The organism is Aequorivita sp. CRS11 (assembly GCF_059693805.1).
In genome coordinates this window covers 52,919-70,497 of record NZ_JCATIG010000008.1, presented here as the reverse complement: position 1 = coordinate 70,497, position 17,579 = coordinate 52,919, and the positions used below count along the sequence as shown (strand labels likewise).

Annotated in this window: 16 protein-coding genes; 10 read left to right on the top strand and 6 right to left on the bottom strand. The window is 38.8% G+C overall.

Annotated features, from left to right (window positions below):
- Positions 1 to 387, top strand: coding sequence for a Co2+/Mg2+ efflux facilitator ApaG/CorD (gene apaG / locus AC58DT_RS13645; protein ID WP_062622359.1), 387 nt, complete (start codon positions 1 to 3; stop codon positions 385 to 387).
- A gap of 21 nt (positions 388 to 408) precedes the next feature.
- Here apaG and AC58DT_RS13640 read toward each other — a convergent pair whose 3' ends face one another.
- Positions 409 to 1,119 carry an NRDE family protein gene (locus AC58DT_RS13640; protein WP_062622360.1) on the bottom strand — a complete coding sequence of 237 codons (711 nt, stop codon included), beginning with the start codon at positions 1,117 to 1,119 and terminating at the stop codon, positions 409 to 411.
- A 205-nt stretch (positions 1,120 to 1,324) separates the two neighbouring features.
- On the opposite strand from AC58DT_RS13640, the gene pruA reads away from it, so the two are divergent.
- Positions 1,325 to 2,950 carry an L-glutamate gamma-semialdehyde dehydrogenase gene (gene pruA, locus AC58DT_RS13635; protein WP_497217369.1) on the top strand — a complete coding sequence of 542 codons (1,626 nt, stop codon included), beginning with the start codon at positions 1,325 to 1,327 and terminating at the stop codon, positions 2,948 to 2,950.
- Between the two features lie 73 nt (positions 2,951 to 3,023).
- On the opposite strand, the gene AC58DT_RS13630 is transcribed toward pruA, so the two are convergent.
- On the bottom strand, positions 3,024 to 3,938 hold the full coding sequence (locus AC58DT_RS13630; RefSeq protein WP_497217368.1) for an Omp28-related outer membrane protein: 915 nt from the start codon (positions 3,936 to 3,938) through the stop codon (positions 3,024 to 3,026).
- Between AC58DT_RS13630 and AC58DT_RS13625 the strand changes: the two genes are divergently transcribed.
- Together AC58DT_RS13625 and AC58DT_RS13620 are read left to right on the top strand one after the other, a co-directional pair.
- A complete protein-coding gene (locus tag AC58DT_RS13625) occupies positions 3,927 to 4,283 on the top strand; it encodes a T9SS type A sorting domain-containing protein (RefSeq protein ID WP_497217367.1) in 357 nt (118 codons plus the stop codon). The genes AC58DT_RS13630 and AC58DT_RS13625 overlap by 12 nt on opposite strands.
- A 162-nt stretch (positions 4,284 to 4,445) precedes the next feature.
- Positions 4,446 to 5,012 carry an NUDIX domain-containing protein gene (locus AC58DT_RS13620; protein WP_497217366.1) on the top strand — a complete coding sequence of 189 codons (567 nt, stop codon included), beginning with the start codon at positions 4,446 to 4,448 and terminating at the stop codon, positions 5,010 to 5,012.
- An 18-nt stretch (positions 5,013 to 5,030) separates the two neighbouring features.
- Here AC58DT_RS13620 and rsmG read toward each other — a convergent pair whose 3' ends face one another.
- Entirely contained in the window at positions 5,031 to 5,660 is a 630-nt protein-coding gene (gene rsmG / locus AC58DT_RS13615) for a 16S rRNA (guanine(527)-N(7))-methyltransferase RsmG (protein ID WP_497217365.1), read from the bottom strand.
- Positions 5,661 to 5,929: 269 nt separating this feature from the next.
- Here rsmG and AC58DT_RS13610 point away from each other — a divergent pair, with 269 nt between their 5' ends.
- The 4 genes from AC58DT_RS13610 (at position 5,930) to purT (ending at position 12,366) form a co-directional block, all read left to right on the top strand.
- Positions 5,930 to 6,889, top strand: a complete 960-nt coding sequence (locus AC58DT_RS13610; protein ID WP_497217364.1) for a fatty acid desaturase family protein — start codon at positions 5,930 to 5,932, stop codon at positions 6,887 to 6,889.
- Between the two features lie 5 nt (positions 6,890 to 6,894).
- On the top strand, positions 6,895 to 8,082 hold the full coding sequence (locus tag AC58DT_RS13605; RefSeq protein WP_497217363.1) for a pyridoxal phosphate-dependent aminotransferase: 1,188 nt from the start codon (positions 6,895 to 6,897) through the stop codon (positions 8,080 to 8,082).
- Positions 8,083 to 8,191: 109 nt separating this feature from the next.
- Entirely contained in the window at positions 8,192 to 11,104 is a 2,913-nt protein-coding gene (locus tag AC58DT_RS13600) for a GEVED domain-containing protein (RefSeq protein ID WP_497217362.1), read from the top strand.
- Between the two features lie 95 nt (positions 11,105 to 11,199).
- Positions 11,200 to 12,366, top strand: coding sequence for a formate-dependent phosphoribosylglycinamide formyltransferase (gene purT / locus AC58DT_RS13595; RefSeq protein ID WP_497217361.1), 1,167 nt, complete (start codon positions 11,200 to 11,202; stop codon positions 12,364 to 12,366).
- A gap of 17 nt (positions 12,367 to 12,383) precedes the next feature.
- Here the strand turns inward: purT and AC58DT_RS13590 are convergent, their stop codons facing one another.
- Together AC58DT_RS13590 and trkA are read right to left on the bottom strand one after the other, a co-directional pair.
- On the bottom strand, positions 12,384 to 13,889 hold the full coding sequence (locus tag AC58DT_RS13590) for a TrkH family potassium uptake protein (RefSeq protein ID WP_497217360.1): 1,506 nt from the start codon (positions 13,887 to 13,889) through the stop codon (positions 12,384 to 12,386).
- Positions 13,889 to 15,238 (bottom strand): Trk system potassium transporter TrkA, encoded by a 1,350-nt coding sequence (gene trkA, locus AC58DT_RS13585; RefSeq protein WP_497217359.1) that lies wholly within the window; start codon positions 15,236 to 15,238, stop codon positions 13,889 to 13,891. Before trkA ends, AC58DT_RS13590 begins: the two co-directional genes overlap by 1 nt.
- 162 nt (positions 15,239 to 15,400) lie before the next feature.
- Between trkA and ubiE the strand changes: the two genes are divergently transcribed.
- Entirely contained in the window at positions 15,401 to 16,132 is a 732-nt protein-coding gene (gene ubiE / locus AC58DT_RS13580; protein WP_497217358.1) for a bifunctional demethylmenaquinone methyltransferase/2-methoxy-6-polyprenyl-1,4-benzoquinol methylase UbiE, read from the top strand.
- Positions 16,133 to 16,135: 3 nt separating this feature from the next.
- Positions 16,136 to 16,846 (top strand): type IX secretion/gliding motility protein PorT/SprT, encoded by a 711-nt coding sequence (gene porT / locus AC58DT_RS13575; RefSeq protein WP_497217357.1) that lies wholly within the window; start codon positions 16,136 to 16,138, stop codon positions 16,844 to 16,846.
- Here porT and AC58DT_RS13570 read toward each other — a convergent pair.
- Positions 16,833 to 17,561 (bottom strand): RNA methyltransferase, encoded by a 729-nt coding sequence (locus tag AC58DT_RS13570; protein WP_497217356.1) that lies wholly within the window; start codon positions 17,559 to 17,561, stop codon positions 16,833 to 16,835. The two genes, porT and AC58DT_RS13570, sit on opposite strands and share 14 nt — an antisense overlap.
- Positions 17,562 to 17,579: the final 18 nt, after the last annotated feature.

Genomic DNA, 17,579 nt, shown 5'->3' with positions numbered 1-17,579 from the left:
ATGGTACAACAGGTAACACAAGGAATTAAAATTTCGGTCAAAACCGAATTTGATGGCACGTTTTACAAAAACCGTAAAATGCAGTATGCCTTTGCCTATACCGTTACTATTGAAAACCAAAGCAAAGACACGGTTCAGTTAACTTCACGCTGTTGGAAAATCAAAGACTCCCTAAACAATTCTGAAACTGTGGAAGGTGAAGGTGTAATCGGTCAAAAACCCATATTGCAGCCTGGCGAAAGACACGCATATACAAGCGGATGCCTTTTATATTCTCCTTTTGGCGCAATGAAAGGCCACTACAATATGGTGAACTTTACCACTACCAGAAAGTTTCGGGTTTCCATTCCCCTTTTCAATCTGAGTGCGCCTTTTTCGATGAATTAACCCACAGAGAAATATTTAATTCTACATACTGATTGCTAATTTACTGGTTTTACCTGTTTGCAAATCTTCATAACGCATTTCTATAGCATTTTCTTTTTTGGAAATCTGCGTAATGCTTTTTGTTTTTATGAAACCGCGATCCATAATTAGGTTGCTGTTTAAATCACCCTCGCCCGCTGTTTTGTGGAATTGGAGCAGTTCTTCTTCCGAAGGTTTTATGGTTTCAAGTAAAAATGCTGAAAACCACTGTTCACGTTTTTTCTTTAAATTTTCAGGATATAAAGGGGAAGAAGACCAAATATGCGGCGCCAAGGGTTCTTCGGAAAAATGATACGTTTCGCCATCCCAAACCAATTGTAGTAATTGTACTTCAGTTTCCCATTCAATCAAAACTGTTGTAAACGGCTCTATTCCGCAAAAATCATAGTTTTCAATTTCTTTTTTTAAATTGGCTGATTTCAATAAATCTTTTACAACCAATCCCCTGCTTTTTCTGTAAAAAGCTTCCCGTTTGTGGGCCACAAACCCACCGTTCATCAAACAGACAATTCTTTTTTTATCACTTGCACCAATCCACGTTCCTCCGGCCACGGCGTCTTTTGGGTAAAGCAATTTTACACCATCTTCTTCATAAATTTCTGGCGGAAAAGTTTCGCGCCCAGGCGCTTCATCACGATTGGAAGTTAAAACAAAATCGTTGTTGATTTTTGGGATAAAAGTTATTGTGCACATACGTTAAATTTGAAATTCCAAATAACAAGCACCAAATTCCAAATAAAATTCCAAAGGACAAGTGCCAAAATCCAAATAAATTGCGAAATACAAAATCCAAATTCCAAAAAAAATAGAGAAACCAATTTGTAATTGGGGATTTCAAGGTTTGGTGCTTCCATTTTTGTACCTTTGCAATCTTCATAAATTAAAATTTAAAAAAGTTATGGGAAATGGATTTTTTGAAGTGCCAATCGCCGTAAACGAACCTGTAAAAAGCTATGCGCCAGGTTCACCGGAACGTGAGGAAGTACTTAAAACTTACAAAGAAATGTATAAGGCAAAAATAGAGGTGCCTTTATTTATCAACGGAAAAGAGGTTAAAACCAAAGAAACTGCTACTATGTCTCCGCCGCACGACCATAAGCACGTGCTTGGAACCTATTATAAAGCTACCAAAAAAAATGTGGAAGAAGCAATTGAAACTGCTTTGGAAGCCAGAAAAAAATGGGCCGTTATGCCGTGGGAACAACGTGCGGGAATCTTTCTTCGCGCCGCCGAATTGCTTGCCGGCCCCTACAGAGCTAAAATAAACGCAGCTACCATGCTCGCCCAGTCCAAAAATATTTATCAGGCAGAAATTGATTCGGCATGTGAACTTATTGACTTTTTAAGATTCAACGTTCAGTATATGACCGAGATTTATGCCGAGCAACCGGAATCTACTTCCGCAGCCTGGAACCGAATTGAATACCGTCCATTGGAAGGTTTTATTTATGCAATTACTCCTTTCAATTTCACTGCAATTGCCGGAAATCTTCCCGCCAGCGCCGCGTTGATGGGGAATGTTGTTGTATGGAAACCGAGTAATGCCCAAATATATTCTGCAAAAGTCATTATGGATGTATTCCGTGAGGCTGGTGTTCCCGCAGGTGTAATCAATATGGTTATGGGAGATCCTGAGATGATTTCGAATACGCTTATGGCGAGCCCAGATTTCAGCGGGGTTCACTTTACAGGCTCTACAGGTGTTTTCCAGGGAATTTGGAAAAAGATTGGTGATAACATTAAAAATTACAAAACCTATCCGCGTATCGTTGGGGAAACCGGCGGGAAGGATTTCATTGTTGCGCATAAAACATCAAACCCTAAGCAAGTTGCAACCGCAATGGCCCGTGGTGCCTTTGAATATCAAGGTCAAAAATGTAGCGCCGCTAGCCGTTGCTATATTCCAAAAAGCATTTGGAAAGATGTCAAAGAATATTTGGTTGATGATATCCGCTCCTTCAAAATGGGAACTCCGGAAGATATGGGCAACTTCATAAACGCTGTTATTCACGAAAGTTCTTTTGACAAACTTGCAAGCTATATAGACCAAGCCAAAAAGGATAAAAATGTTGAAATAATTGCTGGCGGGAACTATGACAAAAGCAAAGGCTACTTTATTGAACCTACTGTAATTGTAACAAAAGATCCAAAATACACGACCATGTGTACTGAACTTTTTGGGCCTGTGCTTACCGTGTATGTTTATGACGACAATAAATGGGAAGAAACCTTGCATTTAGTTGATGAAACCAGTGAATACGCCTTAACGGGTGCTGTTTTCAGTGAAGATAGATATGCTTTGGAAGAAGCTGTGAAAATTCTTGAAAACGCTGCGGGTAATTTCTACATCAACGACAAGCCTACGGGAGCCGTAGTTGGTCAACAGCCATTTGGTGGTGCCCGTGCAAGTGGAACCAATGATAAAGCTGGAAGCAAGCAAAACCTATACAGATGGATTTCGCCAAGAATGGTGAAGGAGACTTTTGTTTCACCAACTGATTATAGATATCCATTCCTAGGATAAGACAGTGAGTGAATCTATAAAAAAACCCATCCTGAATATTCAGGATGGGTTTTTTGTTTAATATAAATTTTCGCTATTCGTATTGCTTGTTTTCTCCCACTTCAGCATGTTGTGAGTTTTTAGCCTCGTTATTTGCATTAACGACCATTACAATAACGCTTAAATTATCAACATTGTATTCGGAAGGAATTTCAATGCTATATTGTTTTTTGTATTCTGTATAGGCAGATGTATTGGCAATAGCATCACCAAAAATATCAGATAAAGAATTTCTAAGCGCATCGTTATGGACAAAATCTGGAATTGGATTACCGTGACCTTCCAATGGATGCCCAGAGGTATTGTTGAAATAATTTGTTTGGGCATAGATTATTCCACTTTCCACAAGATATACCACTAGTTTATCCCCAGCTTCAGAACCATTGGCATACATTACCTTTGTATCAATCGTCAAGTTAGAACCAGTCATTTTTGAATCAATGGCAATAGAAAGATTTGTTTCGTTACCAGCCATAGCTAGTACATCTTCTTTTTTATAAGGATCGAGCCATTTTTGTGTACGGTTTAAACGTGCTTGTGGAAGTCCACCTATTCCAAATTCATCTTTTAAAATTTCAACATCATCAAAATGCATAGGGTCAGGCAGCGTAGATCCTGTTTCGTGAATGGCTACAACCGAAATATGGTTTGTTGCCGCTTTAACGGTGTCAATTGCAAGTGCAACGGCTGGACAGAAACCACACCATGTACCGGTATAGTCTTCTACAACTACTTTTCTTTTTGGCGTGTAAACGGAGAAGTTTTTGACCGGAGTGCTATAGCTTTCATTATCTACCATGTATTCGGCATAGACTTCAAAACTTCCATCAGTTGCTGAGTTATATGTAAACCCTGAAATTACATTTCCGTTTACATAAAAAGTAGCTTCTGAAGCAGTATCATCACCATTACTATCGAGCAAACCAAATGTTATGGTTTGATTTTTCATTGCTCTAGGAAAATCAATTGTCAAGGCTCGTTCGGTTGGCGCAAGCACTTCAAAATTAAGAATGTTACTAGTAATATCATTATAAACGGCTTTAACCGCATAAGTGAAAATTTACTTGAAAAAATTGCTATTTACCCAAATCCTGCTAGCACAGTTCTAAATATAAATAATGCCAAGAGTGCAGATATTCAGGTATTTGACATATTGGGAAAAACGATTTTTTCACAAGAAAATATTTCTGTAAACGAGCGAATTAATGTTTCAAACCTAGAAAATGGAACGTATTTCATCAAAATTTCTATGGATAATGCAGTAATAACCAAGAAATTCTTGATTCTTAAATAGACCCTATAAATTACATTTTTGAAAAACCCCGATTTGTTCGGGGTTTTTTATTACTTTAAAATAAAAAATTCCGTTATGAAATGCCCAGAAACAAATTGTTAACCCACCGAAGATGAATAATGCGGGCATTCCATCTTCCGCTTTATCAAATATTTTACACAGATGAAATATACTATTAAAAATGAAAGGGTAGTTTTCAACGATCACTACAAAATGGTAAAAGCCAAAGTAACCTATGATACATTTCGGGGAAATAAAATAGAAACAGAAAGATTAGCTTTTGAAAGAGGAAATTCCGTTGCTATTGTACTTTTGGAAAAGGAGACAGAAAGTATATTATTAACCAACCAATTCCGTTACCCCAGTTGTAAAAACAATGATGGCTGGCTTTTGGAAATACCCGCAGGTTCTTTGGAAGAAAACGAAAAACTAGAGGATTGTGTACGACGTGAAGTCTTGGAGGAATTGGGGTATAGATTGGCTTCCGCAACTTTACTACATACCTTTTATACATCACCCGGAGCTTCAACCGAACGTATTTTCTTATACTATTCCGAGGTTTCAGCAAAAGATAAAATTGAAAAGGGAGGTGGAAATTCCGAAGAAGATGAAGACATTCAATTGGTAAAAATTCCCGTTGCGGAAATAACTTCAAAAATTTCTAAAATGAAAGATGCAAAAACAATACTTGCACTACAGTGGTATTTGCTCAATAAGATTTCTTCTTAAAATTTCAACTGGAAAAAATCAACCTTTAAATTTTAGGGGTAAATGCACTACACTTTTGGATTCAAAAAAGTCTTCCCCAAAATAATCGCTCAATGGAAAAACAGTTGCGGTTGCATAAACTTTTAACTCTTCAGTCAAATCGCCTCCCTTTAAATACAAGATTCCGTTTCTGCGTTCGTGCAGGCTTTTTTTGGTAATTTTGCCATTAATCCAATGGACAAAGGTTTCCATTTGGGCGACGGCACGGCTCACGATAAAATCATACTTGCCCGAAACAGTCTCCACTCGGGCATTTGTAGTCTTTACGTTTTGTAGTTGCAGGCCAGCAACCACTTCTTCCACTACCTTTATTTTTTTTCCAATACTGTCAACCAAATGAAACTGTACTTCTGGAAATAAAATAGCCAGCGGGATACCCGGAAAACCACCGCCCGTACCCACATCCAATATTTGTGAGCCGGGAAGAAAAGCTTGAATTTTTGCAATCCCTAAAGAATGTAATACATGCCGAAGGTAAAGTTCTTCAATATCTTTTCGTGAAACCACATTTATTTTAAGGTTCCAATCCTCATAAAGTGCCTGTAACTGCTCAAATTGTTGCTTTTGAATTTCGGTTAAGTTTGGAAAATATTTTAATATGAGTTCCATAATTTAATTTAAGAGGTAAAAGTATGTTATCTTTGTGAAAATTATGATTTTGAATCTCTCGATTTTCACAAAAGATAATTATTTTTGTGCTTTTCGCAGTAAAAATCCCCAGTTAATATATATATATTTTGACGTATACAAACTTAAATTTTTCCAGAGTTGACAGTGCTAAATTTTTCAGAACCCTAAATAGGCGTGTGAATGATTACTTTAAGGAAAATAATATAGCTAGAACTGGCAACTGGAAGCTTCACTTGAAAACTATTGTGATGTTTTCATTATACCTTACCCCCTACTTTCTTTTGCTAACATTGGATTTTCCAGGGTGGGCCCAATTACTTTTTACCATAATTATGGGCGTTGGTATGGCTGGCGTGGGAATGAATGTGATGCACGATGCTAATCACGGTTCCTATTCCTCAAAAAAGTGGATCAATAAGGTAATGGGTGGCAGTATGTATATCCTTGCTGGAAATGTTTATAATTGGCAAGTGCAGCACAACGTTTTGCACCACACTTATACAAACATCCACGGCCACGACGAAGATTTGGAAGCGGGAAGAATTCTTCGTTTTTCCAAACATTCAAAATGGCACAGGTTTCATAAATTCCAACATTGGTACAGCATTTTCTTTTATGGTCTTTTAACCTTCAATTGGGTTTTAACTACAGACTTTTTTCAGACGAAAAGATATTTGGCACGTAAACTTTCCTATGGAAAACTTCCCAAACCCGTAACACAGTGGAGTATCTTGGTCATTACCAAAATGATTTATGTGTCGCTTTGGATAGTTATCCCTATTCTTTTTTTCAATATTGTTTGGTGGAAAATTTTGCTAGGGTTCTTTATAATGCATTATGTTGCAGGACTAATCTTGAGTATTGTTTTTCAACTTGCGCACGTGGTAGAGGATACAGAAATAATGCTTCCGGACGATAGTGGTACAATGAAAAACACTTGGGCAATCCATCAACTTTTTACTACTGTGAATTTTTCAACGAACAATAAAATTGTCAATTGGTACACAGGGGGCTTGAACCATCAAGTGGAGCATCATATTTTTCCAAATATTAGCCACATTCACTACAAGAATATTTCAAAAATTGTGAAAAGCACAACCAAGGAATTTAATTTACCTTACAAAGAATATAAAACTACACGCAAGGCTATTATTGCACATTTCAGGCACTTAAAAGAAATGGGGCTAAAACCTGCAGTACCCGCTTAATTATTATGGACAACAGACTTTCAAAACGTGTGAATGAGATGGCTACATCTGCCACTCTGGCAATGGCAGCCAAAACAAGAGAACTAAAGGAACAAGGGATAGATATTATAGGTTTAAGTCTGGGAGAGCCAGATTTTCCAGTTCCTGAATTCATAAAAGATGCCGCTATTCAGGCCATTAAAGATAATTATCATTCCTATACGCCAGTTGACGGTTATGGCGATTTAAAAAAAGCCATCATCACAAAATTTAAAAGAGACAATAATTTAGAATATAAACCTTCCCAAATTGTTGTTTCTACTGGCGCTAAGCAATCATTGGCAAATTTGACAATGGTACTTTTGGATGAAGGCGATGAAGTGTTATTGCCTGCACCCTATTGGGTAAGTTATGCAGACCAATGTAAGGTAGCTGGAGGTATTCCGAAGGAGATCCCTACTTCAATAGAAACAGATTTTAAGGTAACGGCAGAGGCACTCGAAGAAGCAATTACCCCAAAAACCAAAATGATAATTTATAGCTCCCCTTGCAATCCAAGCGGTTCGGTTTACAGTAAAAACGAGCTTAGAAAGCTAGCTGATGTATTGGTAAAGTATCCAGACATTATCGTAATCAGTGATGAAATTTACGAACATATCAATTTTAGTGGCGGTCACGCTTCTATGGCAGAATTTGATGATATGTTCGATCGTACTGTAGTAGTAAACGGCGTTTCCAAAGCATTCTCTATGACTGGTTGGCGCATCGGTTACATTGGCGGCCCAGAGTGGGTTGCCAGAGCTTGCAACAAGATGCAAGGGCAAGTAACCAGCGGCGCTAATGCCATTGCACAAAGAGCTGCGATTACTGCCTTAGAAAATCCACCGAGCAAGATTCAGTTTATGGTAGATGCCTTTAAGGAGAGAAGAAAGTTGATATTGGGTCTACTTTCGGAAATTGAAGGTTTCCAAACCAACGAACCCGAAGGTGCTTTTTATGTATTTCCTGATGTTTCCTATTTCTTTGGAAAAACATTGCGGGGCAAAAACATAAACACTGCTTCTGATTTTTCATTATACCTTTTAGAGGAAGCCAAGGTAGCGACCGTAACCGGTGAAGCCTTTGGAGATCCAAACTGTATTCGCCTTTCTTACGCAGCTTCAGAAACAGAAATAAAAGAAGCAATGCGGCGGATTAAGGAAGTTGTAGCTTAATATATTAAAAAAACGGGATTGGTTAAAGTTACTCAATCCCGTTTTCATTTTACAATTTATCAGTACTTTAGACGCTTATATTTTTTTAATTTAATCCCTATCATTAATAATGAAAACTAAAATTACCTTAATTCTATTTTTCTTTGCCCTTATCTTTAACGTGCAGGCTCAGGAAAAAACTAATGCTACTTATGTTGGTACCGTGGGCTCTGTAGAGCACGTACCATCTATTGCTTCACAAACCGATTTGGCTCCCGCAAGAGTTAAAGAACAAGTCATGCAAGACGGAAGGGCTTCAAGAAATTTAATCATCCCCGGAAAAGACCCACAGATAGAAGATGATTATTTCAAAAGAAATCCAGATAAAATGGAGCAAGTGCTTAGCGGAAGAGCCCCTACACTTGTTTTTGATGCGGCTCAATCAAGTTCGCAACCCACAGACCCGTCGATCGGAGTAGGACCAAATCACGCCGTTGTGGTATTTAATACTGGGTTCAGAATTTTTGACAAAAGTGGTAACCCACTTACTGGACAAATATCTCCAAATCCTACAATTTTCCCTAACGGAGGATGTTGCGACCTTACCATTTCATATGACAATGCCGCCGATAGATGGGTTATGACCTTTTTAGGCAACGGTGCCCAAATTGCTATATCTGATGGACCTGACCCCGTAAATGACGGCTGGTATGTTTATACTATTCCTCAAATTAATGACTACCAAAAGCTTTCAGTTTGGAGCGATGGTTATTATATGACAGATAATACTTCGGCCACTAACAAAATTTACGCGATGGAGCGAACTAAAATGCTAGCTGGTGATCCTACTGCACAAATAATTGGTTTTCCCCTTCCCGGAATTGTAACTAGTGGTTTTTACAGTCCTCAAGCCTTGAATGTAACCAATGACAATCTTCCAGCTGCTGGAGGTTTGCCTATTGTTTATTTACAAGATGATGCTTGGTCTGGAGTTTCTCAAGATCACGTAAAACTTTGGACGGTAGATGTTAATTGGGCAAGTCCAGGAAGTTCTACCATTTCTGCACCCGTGGAACTAACTACCACTCCTTTTATCTCAGTTTTTGACGGCGGAAGTTTCTCTAATTTAGCACAACCTGGCGGGGGTGCTGACATTGATGCACTACAAGCTACAATCATGAACCAGGCGCAATTCAGAAAGTTTGGAGGCCACAATTCTGCAGTTTTTAATTTCGTTGTTGATACCGATGCATCAGGAGGAGAGCTGGCTGGAATACGCTGGTTTGAACTAAGACAACCTGGAGACGGACAGCCTTGGTCAATTTATCAAGAGGGCACCTATACTTCCCCAGACGGAAAACACGCATGGCACGCCAGTATGATGATGGACGTACAAGGAAATATTGGGATGGGTTATACCGCTATGGCAGGACCAACAACACCTGACCCAACTACCAAAAGAGTTAGCTCATACTATACCGGACGATATGCAAGTGACCCTTTAAACACAATGACAATCTCCGAAGAATTGATTGCAGCCGGAAACCAAAACATTCCTGGACTTCGCTATGGCGATTATAGCAAAATTGATTTGGATCCTTCTAACGATAAAGAATTTTGGTTTATCAATGAATATATGAATAGTGGGAGAAAAGATGTAGTTGGGGTTTTCCAAATTGCACCTAATTTTAATGATGACATAGGAGTTGTAAGTATCGACTCACCAGTAACCGGAACACTTTCAAATAGTGAAACTGTAACTGTCACCATTTTTAACTATGGACAAAATAGTGCTTCAAACTTTCCTGTAACTTTTCAGGTAGATGGTGGTGCAGTTATTTCAGAAACTTTTACCGGAACCATTGCATCAGCCGCAACGGCCCAGTACACTTTTACCGCTACCGCAAACTTGGGCACAGTGGGTCAAACTTATACCATTGTAGCAGAAACCAATTTAGCTGGTGACGAAGACATAACAAACGATGCCAGAACAAAAATGGTTACCTACTTAGAGCCAAATGATATTGGGGTGAGCGCCATTACATCTCCCGTTTCGGGCACTGACCTTACTGGTACAGAAGACATAGTGGTTACCATTACAAACTTTGGGGGTGAACCTCAGTCAAATTTTGATGTTTCCTATGATTTGGAAGGAACCGTTGTTACCGAAGTATTTGCTGGACCTTTGGCCGGAAACGATTCTGCATCATATACTTTCTCACAAACTGGGGATTTCTCTGCTTTGGGAACTTATAATTTAAGTGCTTACACAACTTTACCTAATGACAGCGATACTTCAAATGACATGACCTCTGTGATTATTACAAAACAGAATTGTCAACCAACGGGCGACTGTACGTTTGGGGATGGATTCCAACTTTTCAATGTTACAGATATAAATAATCCTTCAGCTTGTGAAGGCTATGGTGACTTCACAGATCTTATTGCTGGAATGGAAGCAGACACTACCTATGACCTTACAATAACTACAGGTTACGGAGATCAGTTTATCCGCGTTTGGATAGATTTTAATGACGATTTTGTTTTCACCAATGATGAAACCGTTGTAAATAACGTAGAAGTGGCTTCTGGTCAAGGTTCCGGAAATTACACTATAACAACAGATCTTGTTGTTCCTGCAGGAGTGCCATCTGGCCAGCATTTAATGCGTGCCAAAACTAACTGGAATGCTCCCGTACCAGATGACGCTTGTGAGGAAACCAACTTTGGAGAAACAGAAGATTATTCTGTACAAATTGGAACCGTGGGCGTTACAGACAATATTTTTGACGAAAATGGCTTAACAATATTGTCGTTGGATAATAACAAATTTGACGTTAGCTTAAAAACGGTGAATTATACCGAATCCATGAACCTTTCGGTTTACAACACTTTGGGACAGCGATTGTTGTTCAAAAAACTGGAAAATAACGGTAACGGATACAACTATAAACTTGACATGAGCTATGTAGCCACAGGTGTTTATTTAGTTCGCGTTGGAAATAAAGAAAACGGAAGAGTAAAACGAATCATCGTTAAATAAGTCCAAAGAATATATTTTTGAATAACCCAAAGTACAAATTGTGCTTTGGGTTTTTTCATGAAATCAATTGCTGTATTTTTACAGAAAAACATACAATGGCGAAAATTTTACTATTGGGAAGCGGAGAATTGGGCAAAGAATTTACTATTGCCGCAAAAAGAATTGGGCAAACCGTTATAGCGGTTGACAGTTATGAGAATGCACCCGCCGCCCAAATAGCAGACATTTCAGAAGTAATAAATATGCTCGACGGAAATGCTTTGGATGCCCTTGTTGAAAAACACAAACCAGATTACATAGTTCCAGAGATTGAGGCCATTCGTACCGAACGTTTTTATGAATATGAAAAGCAGGGTTACACAGTAATTCCTTCCGCAAAAGCGGCAAATTTCACAATGAACAGAAAATCCATTCGCGATTTGGCTGCAAAAGAATTGGGGCTAAAAACTGCCAATTATCGCTACGCAACCTCAGGCGAAAGTCTTAAAAATGCGGTTTCAGAAATTGGGATGCCCTGTGTTGTAAAACCTTTAATGTCTTCCAGCGGAAAGGGCCAAAGTACTATTAAAACAGAAGCCGATATTGAAAAGGCTTGGAAGTATTCGCAAGAAGGATCGCGCGGTGATGTTGCTGAAGTAATTGTGGAGGCATTTGTAAATTTCAATTATGAAATAACATTGCTCACGGTAACGCAGCGCAGCGGAAAAACGCTGTTTTGTCCGCCCATTGGTCACCGGCAAGAACGCGGTGATTATATGGAAAGCTGGCAGCCGGCAACTATGGAGGCTTCCGCCCTAAAAGAAGCGCAACAAATGGCGGAAAAGGTAACAAATGCATTAACGGGTTTTGGTATTTGGGGTGTTGAGTTTTTTGTGGCAGATGACGGTGTATATTTTTCAGAACTTTCACCAAGACCGCACGATACAGGAATGGTAACGCTTGCAAAAACACAGAATTTCAATGAGTTTGAATTACATCTCCGCGCGGTGCTTGGGTTTCCTATTTCAGAAATTACTCAGGAACGCATTGGAGCGAGCGCTGTAATTTTAGCTGCCGAAAATTCTGAAAACCCAACATTTGACGCACTTGAAACCGTAGCTGCTTCACCAAAAACAGATTTCAGGATTTTTGGCAAACCTACTTCTCGCCCTTTTCGAAGGATGGGGGTTGTTTTAACACACGATAATCTAGATGGCGATATTTCAGAAGTAACCGAAAAGGCCAAAAAGTTAGCGAGTCAAATAAAGGTCGTTTCAGAATAAATCTGAAGTTTTTAAAACTATCTATTTCTCCAGAAAAAAGGTGTTAATAGAATAAGTACGGTAAATAATTCCAACCTACCTATAAGCATCAAAAAGCTAGACCACCATTTTGCGGGAGCAGGTAGCGATGCGTAATTATCTACGGGTCCAAGATCACCAAGTGCCGGCCCCACATTCCCTAATGTAGATGCAGCACCACCGAGCGCTGTTTTAAAATCCAACCCTAACCAAGAAAAAACTAAGGTTCCTATTATAAAGGACAGCATATAAAGGATGAAAAAACCAAGAATATTAAAAACAATGGGCTGTGGTACCGCCTTACTATTATAACGTACCGGCAAAATAGCATGCGGGTGAAGGGTTCTTTTAAATTCAAGTACGCCATTTCTTATCATTATCAAGTGGCGCATCACTTTAATCCCCCCAGCGGTAGAGCCAGCGCATCCTCCCAAAAACATCATTCCAAAAAAGAAGATTGTTAAAAACGGAGTCCAAAGTGTGTAATCAGCACTTACAAAACCCGTTGTGGTAATTATAGTAAGAACTTGAAACAGCGCATGGCGAACTGCACTTTCAAACTGTCCCCAGACCATAGGGTGGGCTATGCTGGAAAATGTTACATCTGCTTCAAAGTAAATTAATAAAGAAGCAACAATTGTGAGCCCGATAATAAGTGCGGAATACATTTTAAACTCTTCATCCTGAAATATTTTTTGAAATTTTCGCTTAAAGGCAAAATAGCTCAAAACAAAATTACTACCTGCCAAAAACATAAATGTGATAATAATGTACTGCACCATTGGGTTGTCATTCCAATATGCTACGCTGGCATTTTTTGTTGAAAATCCACCTGTACTCAATGTTGCCAGAGAATGGTTTATAGCATCAAAAAAACTCATTCCGGCAAGTTTCAACAAAACCGTTTCTGCCAAAGTATAACCTACATATATCAACCATAGTCTTTTTGCGGTATCGGTTATTCGTGGATGTAGTTTGTCTCCGCCAGGGCCGGGAGCTTCAGCTGCAAAAAGCTGCATACCTCCAATTCCCAAGAGGGGTAAAATAGCAATCGCCAAAACGATTATACCCATACCTCCAATCCAATGGGTAATGCTGCGCCAAAAAAGCACCCCGTAAGGAATACTTTCAATATCGGTCAAAATAGATGCACCCGTTGTGGTATAACCACTCATTGTTTCAAAAAAGGCATTGGTGAAACTTGGGATTGCTCCAGTAAAAATATAGGGCAGCGTACCGATAAGTGCCATAAAAATCCACCCAAAAGTTACAATTATATAGCCTTCGCGCTTTTGGATTTCCTTGCGGTGGTTTTTTGTTAAAAACATGATAGTACCCCCAACACCCAAGGCAACTGTTCCGGCCAATAGCATTTCTTTAAGCACGCCATCTTTATAATACCAGCTTACTATAGAGGACAGCAACATAAAACCACCATTCACCATGAACAAAAGCCCCATTAAGTGTGAAATGATTTTATAGTTAAGCTTGGTAATTGAATTCATTATATAAAGAGCTTTTCAACCTTTCCTATGGATTGCGGTAGGCAACAAACCACTACTCTATCACCGTTTTTAATTTCAAAATCGCCCAATGCTATAATTCCTTCACCGTTTCTTACTACACCTCCAATAATAGCCGAAATCGGAAAATCCAAATCCTTGATTTTTTTGTTGCACACTTTGGAATGTGAATAGACCACAAACTCCAAAAGTTCTGCATTCATATTGTTGAGCTTCGTCATAGCCACGACTTCCCCTCTGCGTACATAGCGAAATATATTATTGGCTGCCAATAATTTTTTGTTGATGAGCGTATCGATACCAATGGAATGTGAAAGTTGAAAATAGTCCATATTTTCTACCAAAGCGATTGCTTTTTTAACCCCTTTTGACTTAGCTACCAAACAAGACATAATATTGGTTTCGCTGTTTCCGGTAACAGCTATGAAAGCGTCCATATCTTCAATGGACTCTTCATTTAATAAATCTACATTTCGGCCATCGCCATTAATTACAAGACATCCGGGGATATCATCTGCAATTTCAAAAGCCTTGTCTTTACTACTTTCAATAAGCTTTACATTAAAGCGGTTCTTGCAAAGATCTTTTGCGGTTTTATAACCAATCTTGCTTCCGCCGAGAATCATTACATTCTTTATTTCTTGTTTACTTTTTCCAGAAAGTTTAAAAATTTGGTCATCTCCTTTTTCTACCGTTGTAAAATAAACTTGGTCACCTTCCTTAAACTGAGTATCTCCGCGAGGAATTATTGTGTATTGTGTGCCAAAACGCTGCAACGCAATTGGCACAAATTGTAATTCGGGATATACAACCGCCATTTCCTTTACGGATTTTCCAACAAATGCCGAAGTACGCGAAAGGCTTAACCCAATCATGGTCAATGCGCCATCTTCAAATTCATAACTATCGTTAAATGCGCTTTGACTCAGCAGGAGTTCAATTTCATTTGAAGCCAAAGATTCTGGGGAAATCAATTCGTCTATTCCAAATTTCGCAAATCCCACTTCATCTTTTCCATCAATAAATTCGGTATTTGAAATTCTGGCAATAGTACGTTTTGCACCCAATTGTTTGGCGAGCACACAAACAGTAATATTGGTGGTTTCGCTTGAAGTTACCGCAATGACCAAATCGGTCTCATCTACTCTTGAATCTTTCAAAACCGCAATAGATGTGGAATCTCCCCTAACTACCCGAATATCTAAATGTGTATCTGCATGGGCCAAGGCCTCTCGGCTAGTGTCAATAAGTGTAATGTTTTGCGATTCAAAAGACAGCAATTTCGCAAGGTGAAACCCCACTTCGCCAGCACCGGCAATGATGATTTTCATTGAACTATTATTTAGGCTTTAAAATAAACAGTGCAAAGATATAGAAATAAAAGGCACTGAAGGACAAATCATTTTTGATGAATAAGCTAGGGCAAAAGTCTGAAACTTAAACAAAGTTGACAACACCTCTTAAAAAATATGTAGTTTTGCAAGCGCAATTTTATGGAAAAGAAAATAACACCCTATAAGGATTCTTCGGAAGGAAAAAAGAAACAGGTTGAACAGATGTTTGATACTATTTCTGAAAATTATGACGGGCTAAACCGTGTAATTTCGTTGGGCTCTGATGTAAAATGGCGAAAAAAGGTCATTAAAATGGTTGCTGATAAAAATCCGAGAACCATTCTTGATATCGCCACAGGTACTGGCGACCTGGCTATTCAATTTGCCGAAAAGACTTCTGCTGAAAAAATAGTAGGTTTGGACCTTTCCGAAGGAATGCTTTCCGTTGCCCGCAAAAAGGTTTCAGGGAAGAAAATTTCAGAAAAAATTGAATTTGTACAAGCAGATTCCGAAGCATTGCCATTTGAAGACGATACCTTTGACGCCATCACGGTTTCTTTCGGGATACGAAACTTTGAAAACCTTGAAAAAGGGCTTTCCGAAATTTTTCGCGTACTGAAAAAAGGGGGCATTTTTGTTATTTTGGAAACTTCTGTGCCTTCCAAATTTCCTTTTAAACAAGGCTATTATTTTTATTCAAAAAATATTTTGCCGCTGGTAGGCAAGATGTTTTCAAAAGACAAAGTGGCTTATAAGTATTTAAGCGAAAGTGCCTCTGTATTTCCACATGGTGAAGCACTCAACAATATTTTACGCAAAATTGGGTTTAATGAAGTGAAAAATAAACCACAAACTTTTGGTGTGGCAACCATCTATAATGCTACTAAATAATTTATGAAGAAGCTTTTTTTTGTACTAGCCGTTTTATGTATTGCAAACACCGCAAACGCGCAGTGGTTTTTCAACAAGGAGCGTTTGGCCAATTTGGAAAACTTTGATAAAAAACGTTTTTCGTGGGGCTACTTTTTGGGATTCAACAGCTATGATTTTAAAATAGATTATAAAGACCAGTATGCTGATGACAATACAGATATTCAGGTGGAACGTTCTGCCGGTTTTAATGTGGGGCTTATTGGCGATATGCGTATTAACGAATATTTAAACCTGCGGTTGGAACCAGGGCTTTACTTTACGCAGCGAAACCTTAATTTTCCTGGCTTTACGGAACAAAAGGATTATTTGCGCGAAGTGAAATCAACCTATATTCACGTGCCTTTGCTGCTGAAGGTTTCAACCAAGCGATTGAACAATATAAAACCCTTCATTATTGGTGGGGTTTCCACTTCACTGAACCTTTCCAGCAATGAGAAAAACCCAGAGGACAACGAACAGGGGAAATTCCGGATGACGAAGAGCACCAACTATTACGAACTTGGCTTTGGGATTGATTTCTATCTTTATTACTTTAAATTCACACCTTCAATCCGTGGTGTTTTTGCTATGAGTGATGAACTGGTGCCCGACGACGATCCAAACAGTCCGTGGACCGGCAACATTGATAAACTAGCCACTCGAGGAATTTTTATAAACTTCACATTTCAATAAATCTTCGGAATTCGCTTAAAAGAATAGCAGTAGCCGTTGCCACGTTAAGGCTTTCGGTTTTTTGGAACTTTCCGAAACGCGGAATGGTTATTTTATGGGGTATTTTCTGAATTATTTCTTCTGAAATTCCATTTGCCTCATTTCCCATTACAAGGATACCATCTTTCGGAAGTTTTTCGCAATAGATATTTTTACCATCCATAAATCCTCCGAAAATGGGCAAATTGGTTTTTTCCAGGTATTCGGAAAGTGAAATATAATGCACTTGCACCCGTGCCAAGGAGCCCATCGTGGCCTGTACCACTTTTGGGTTAAAACAATCTGTAGTATCTTCGGAACAAACTAACTGTTGTACTCCAAACCAATCGCAAAGCCGGATAATAGTTCCCAAGTTTCCTGGATCGCGCACAGCATCCAGGGCTACGATCAAACCTTTGGTCTGTAATGTTTTTGGCTGCGGAATTTTAAAAAGCGCCAACGATGAATTCGCCGTTTTCAGAAAACTTATTTTTTTAAGTTCTGTCTCGGTAACGTAAAAATGGTTTTCGGCAGTAATTTCAGAAGTATTTGTTGAAAAAAGGGAATGAAGTTCCATATTTTCGTTCAATAACTCGTCTATTACTTTTGGTCCTTCGGCTACAAAAAGACCATTTTGGCTGCGGTATTTTTTCTGTTGCAGACTCGTTATTAATTTTGTTTGACTTTTGCTGACCAAAATATAGTATTTTTGAAA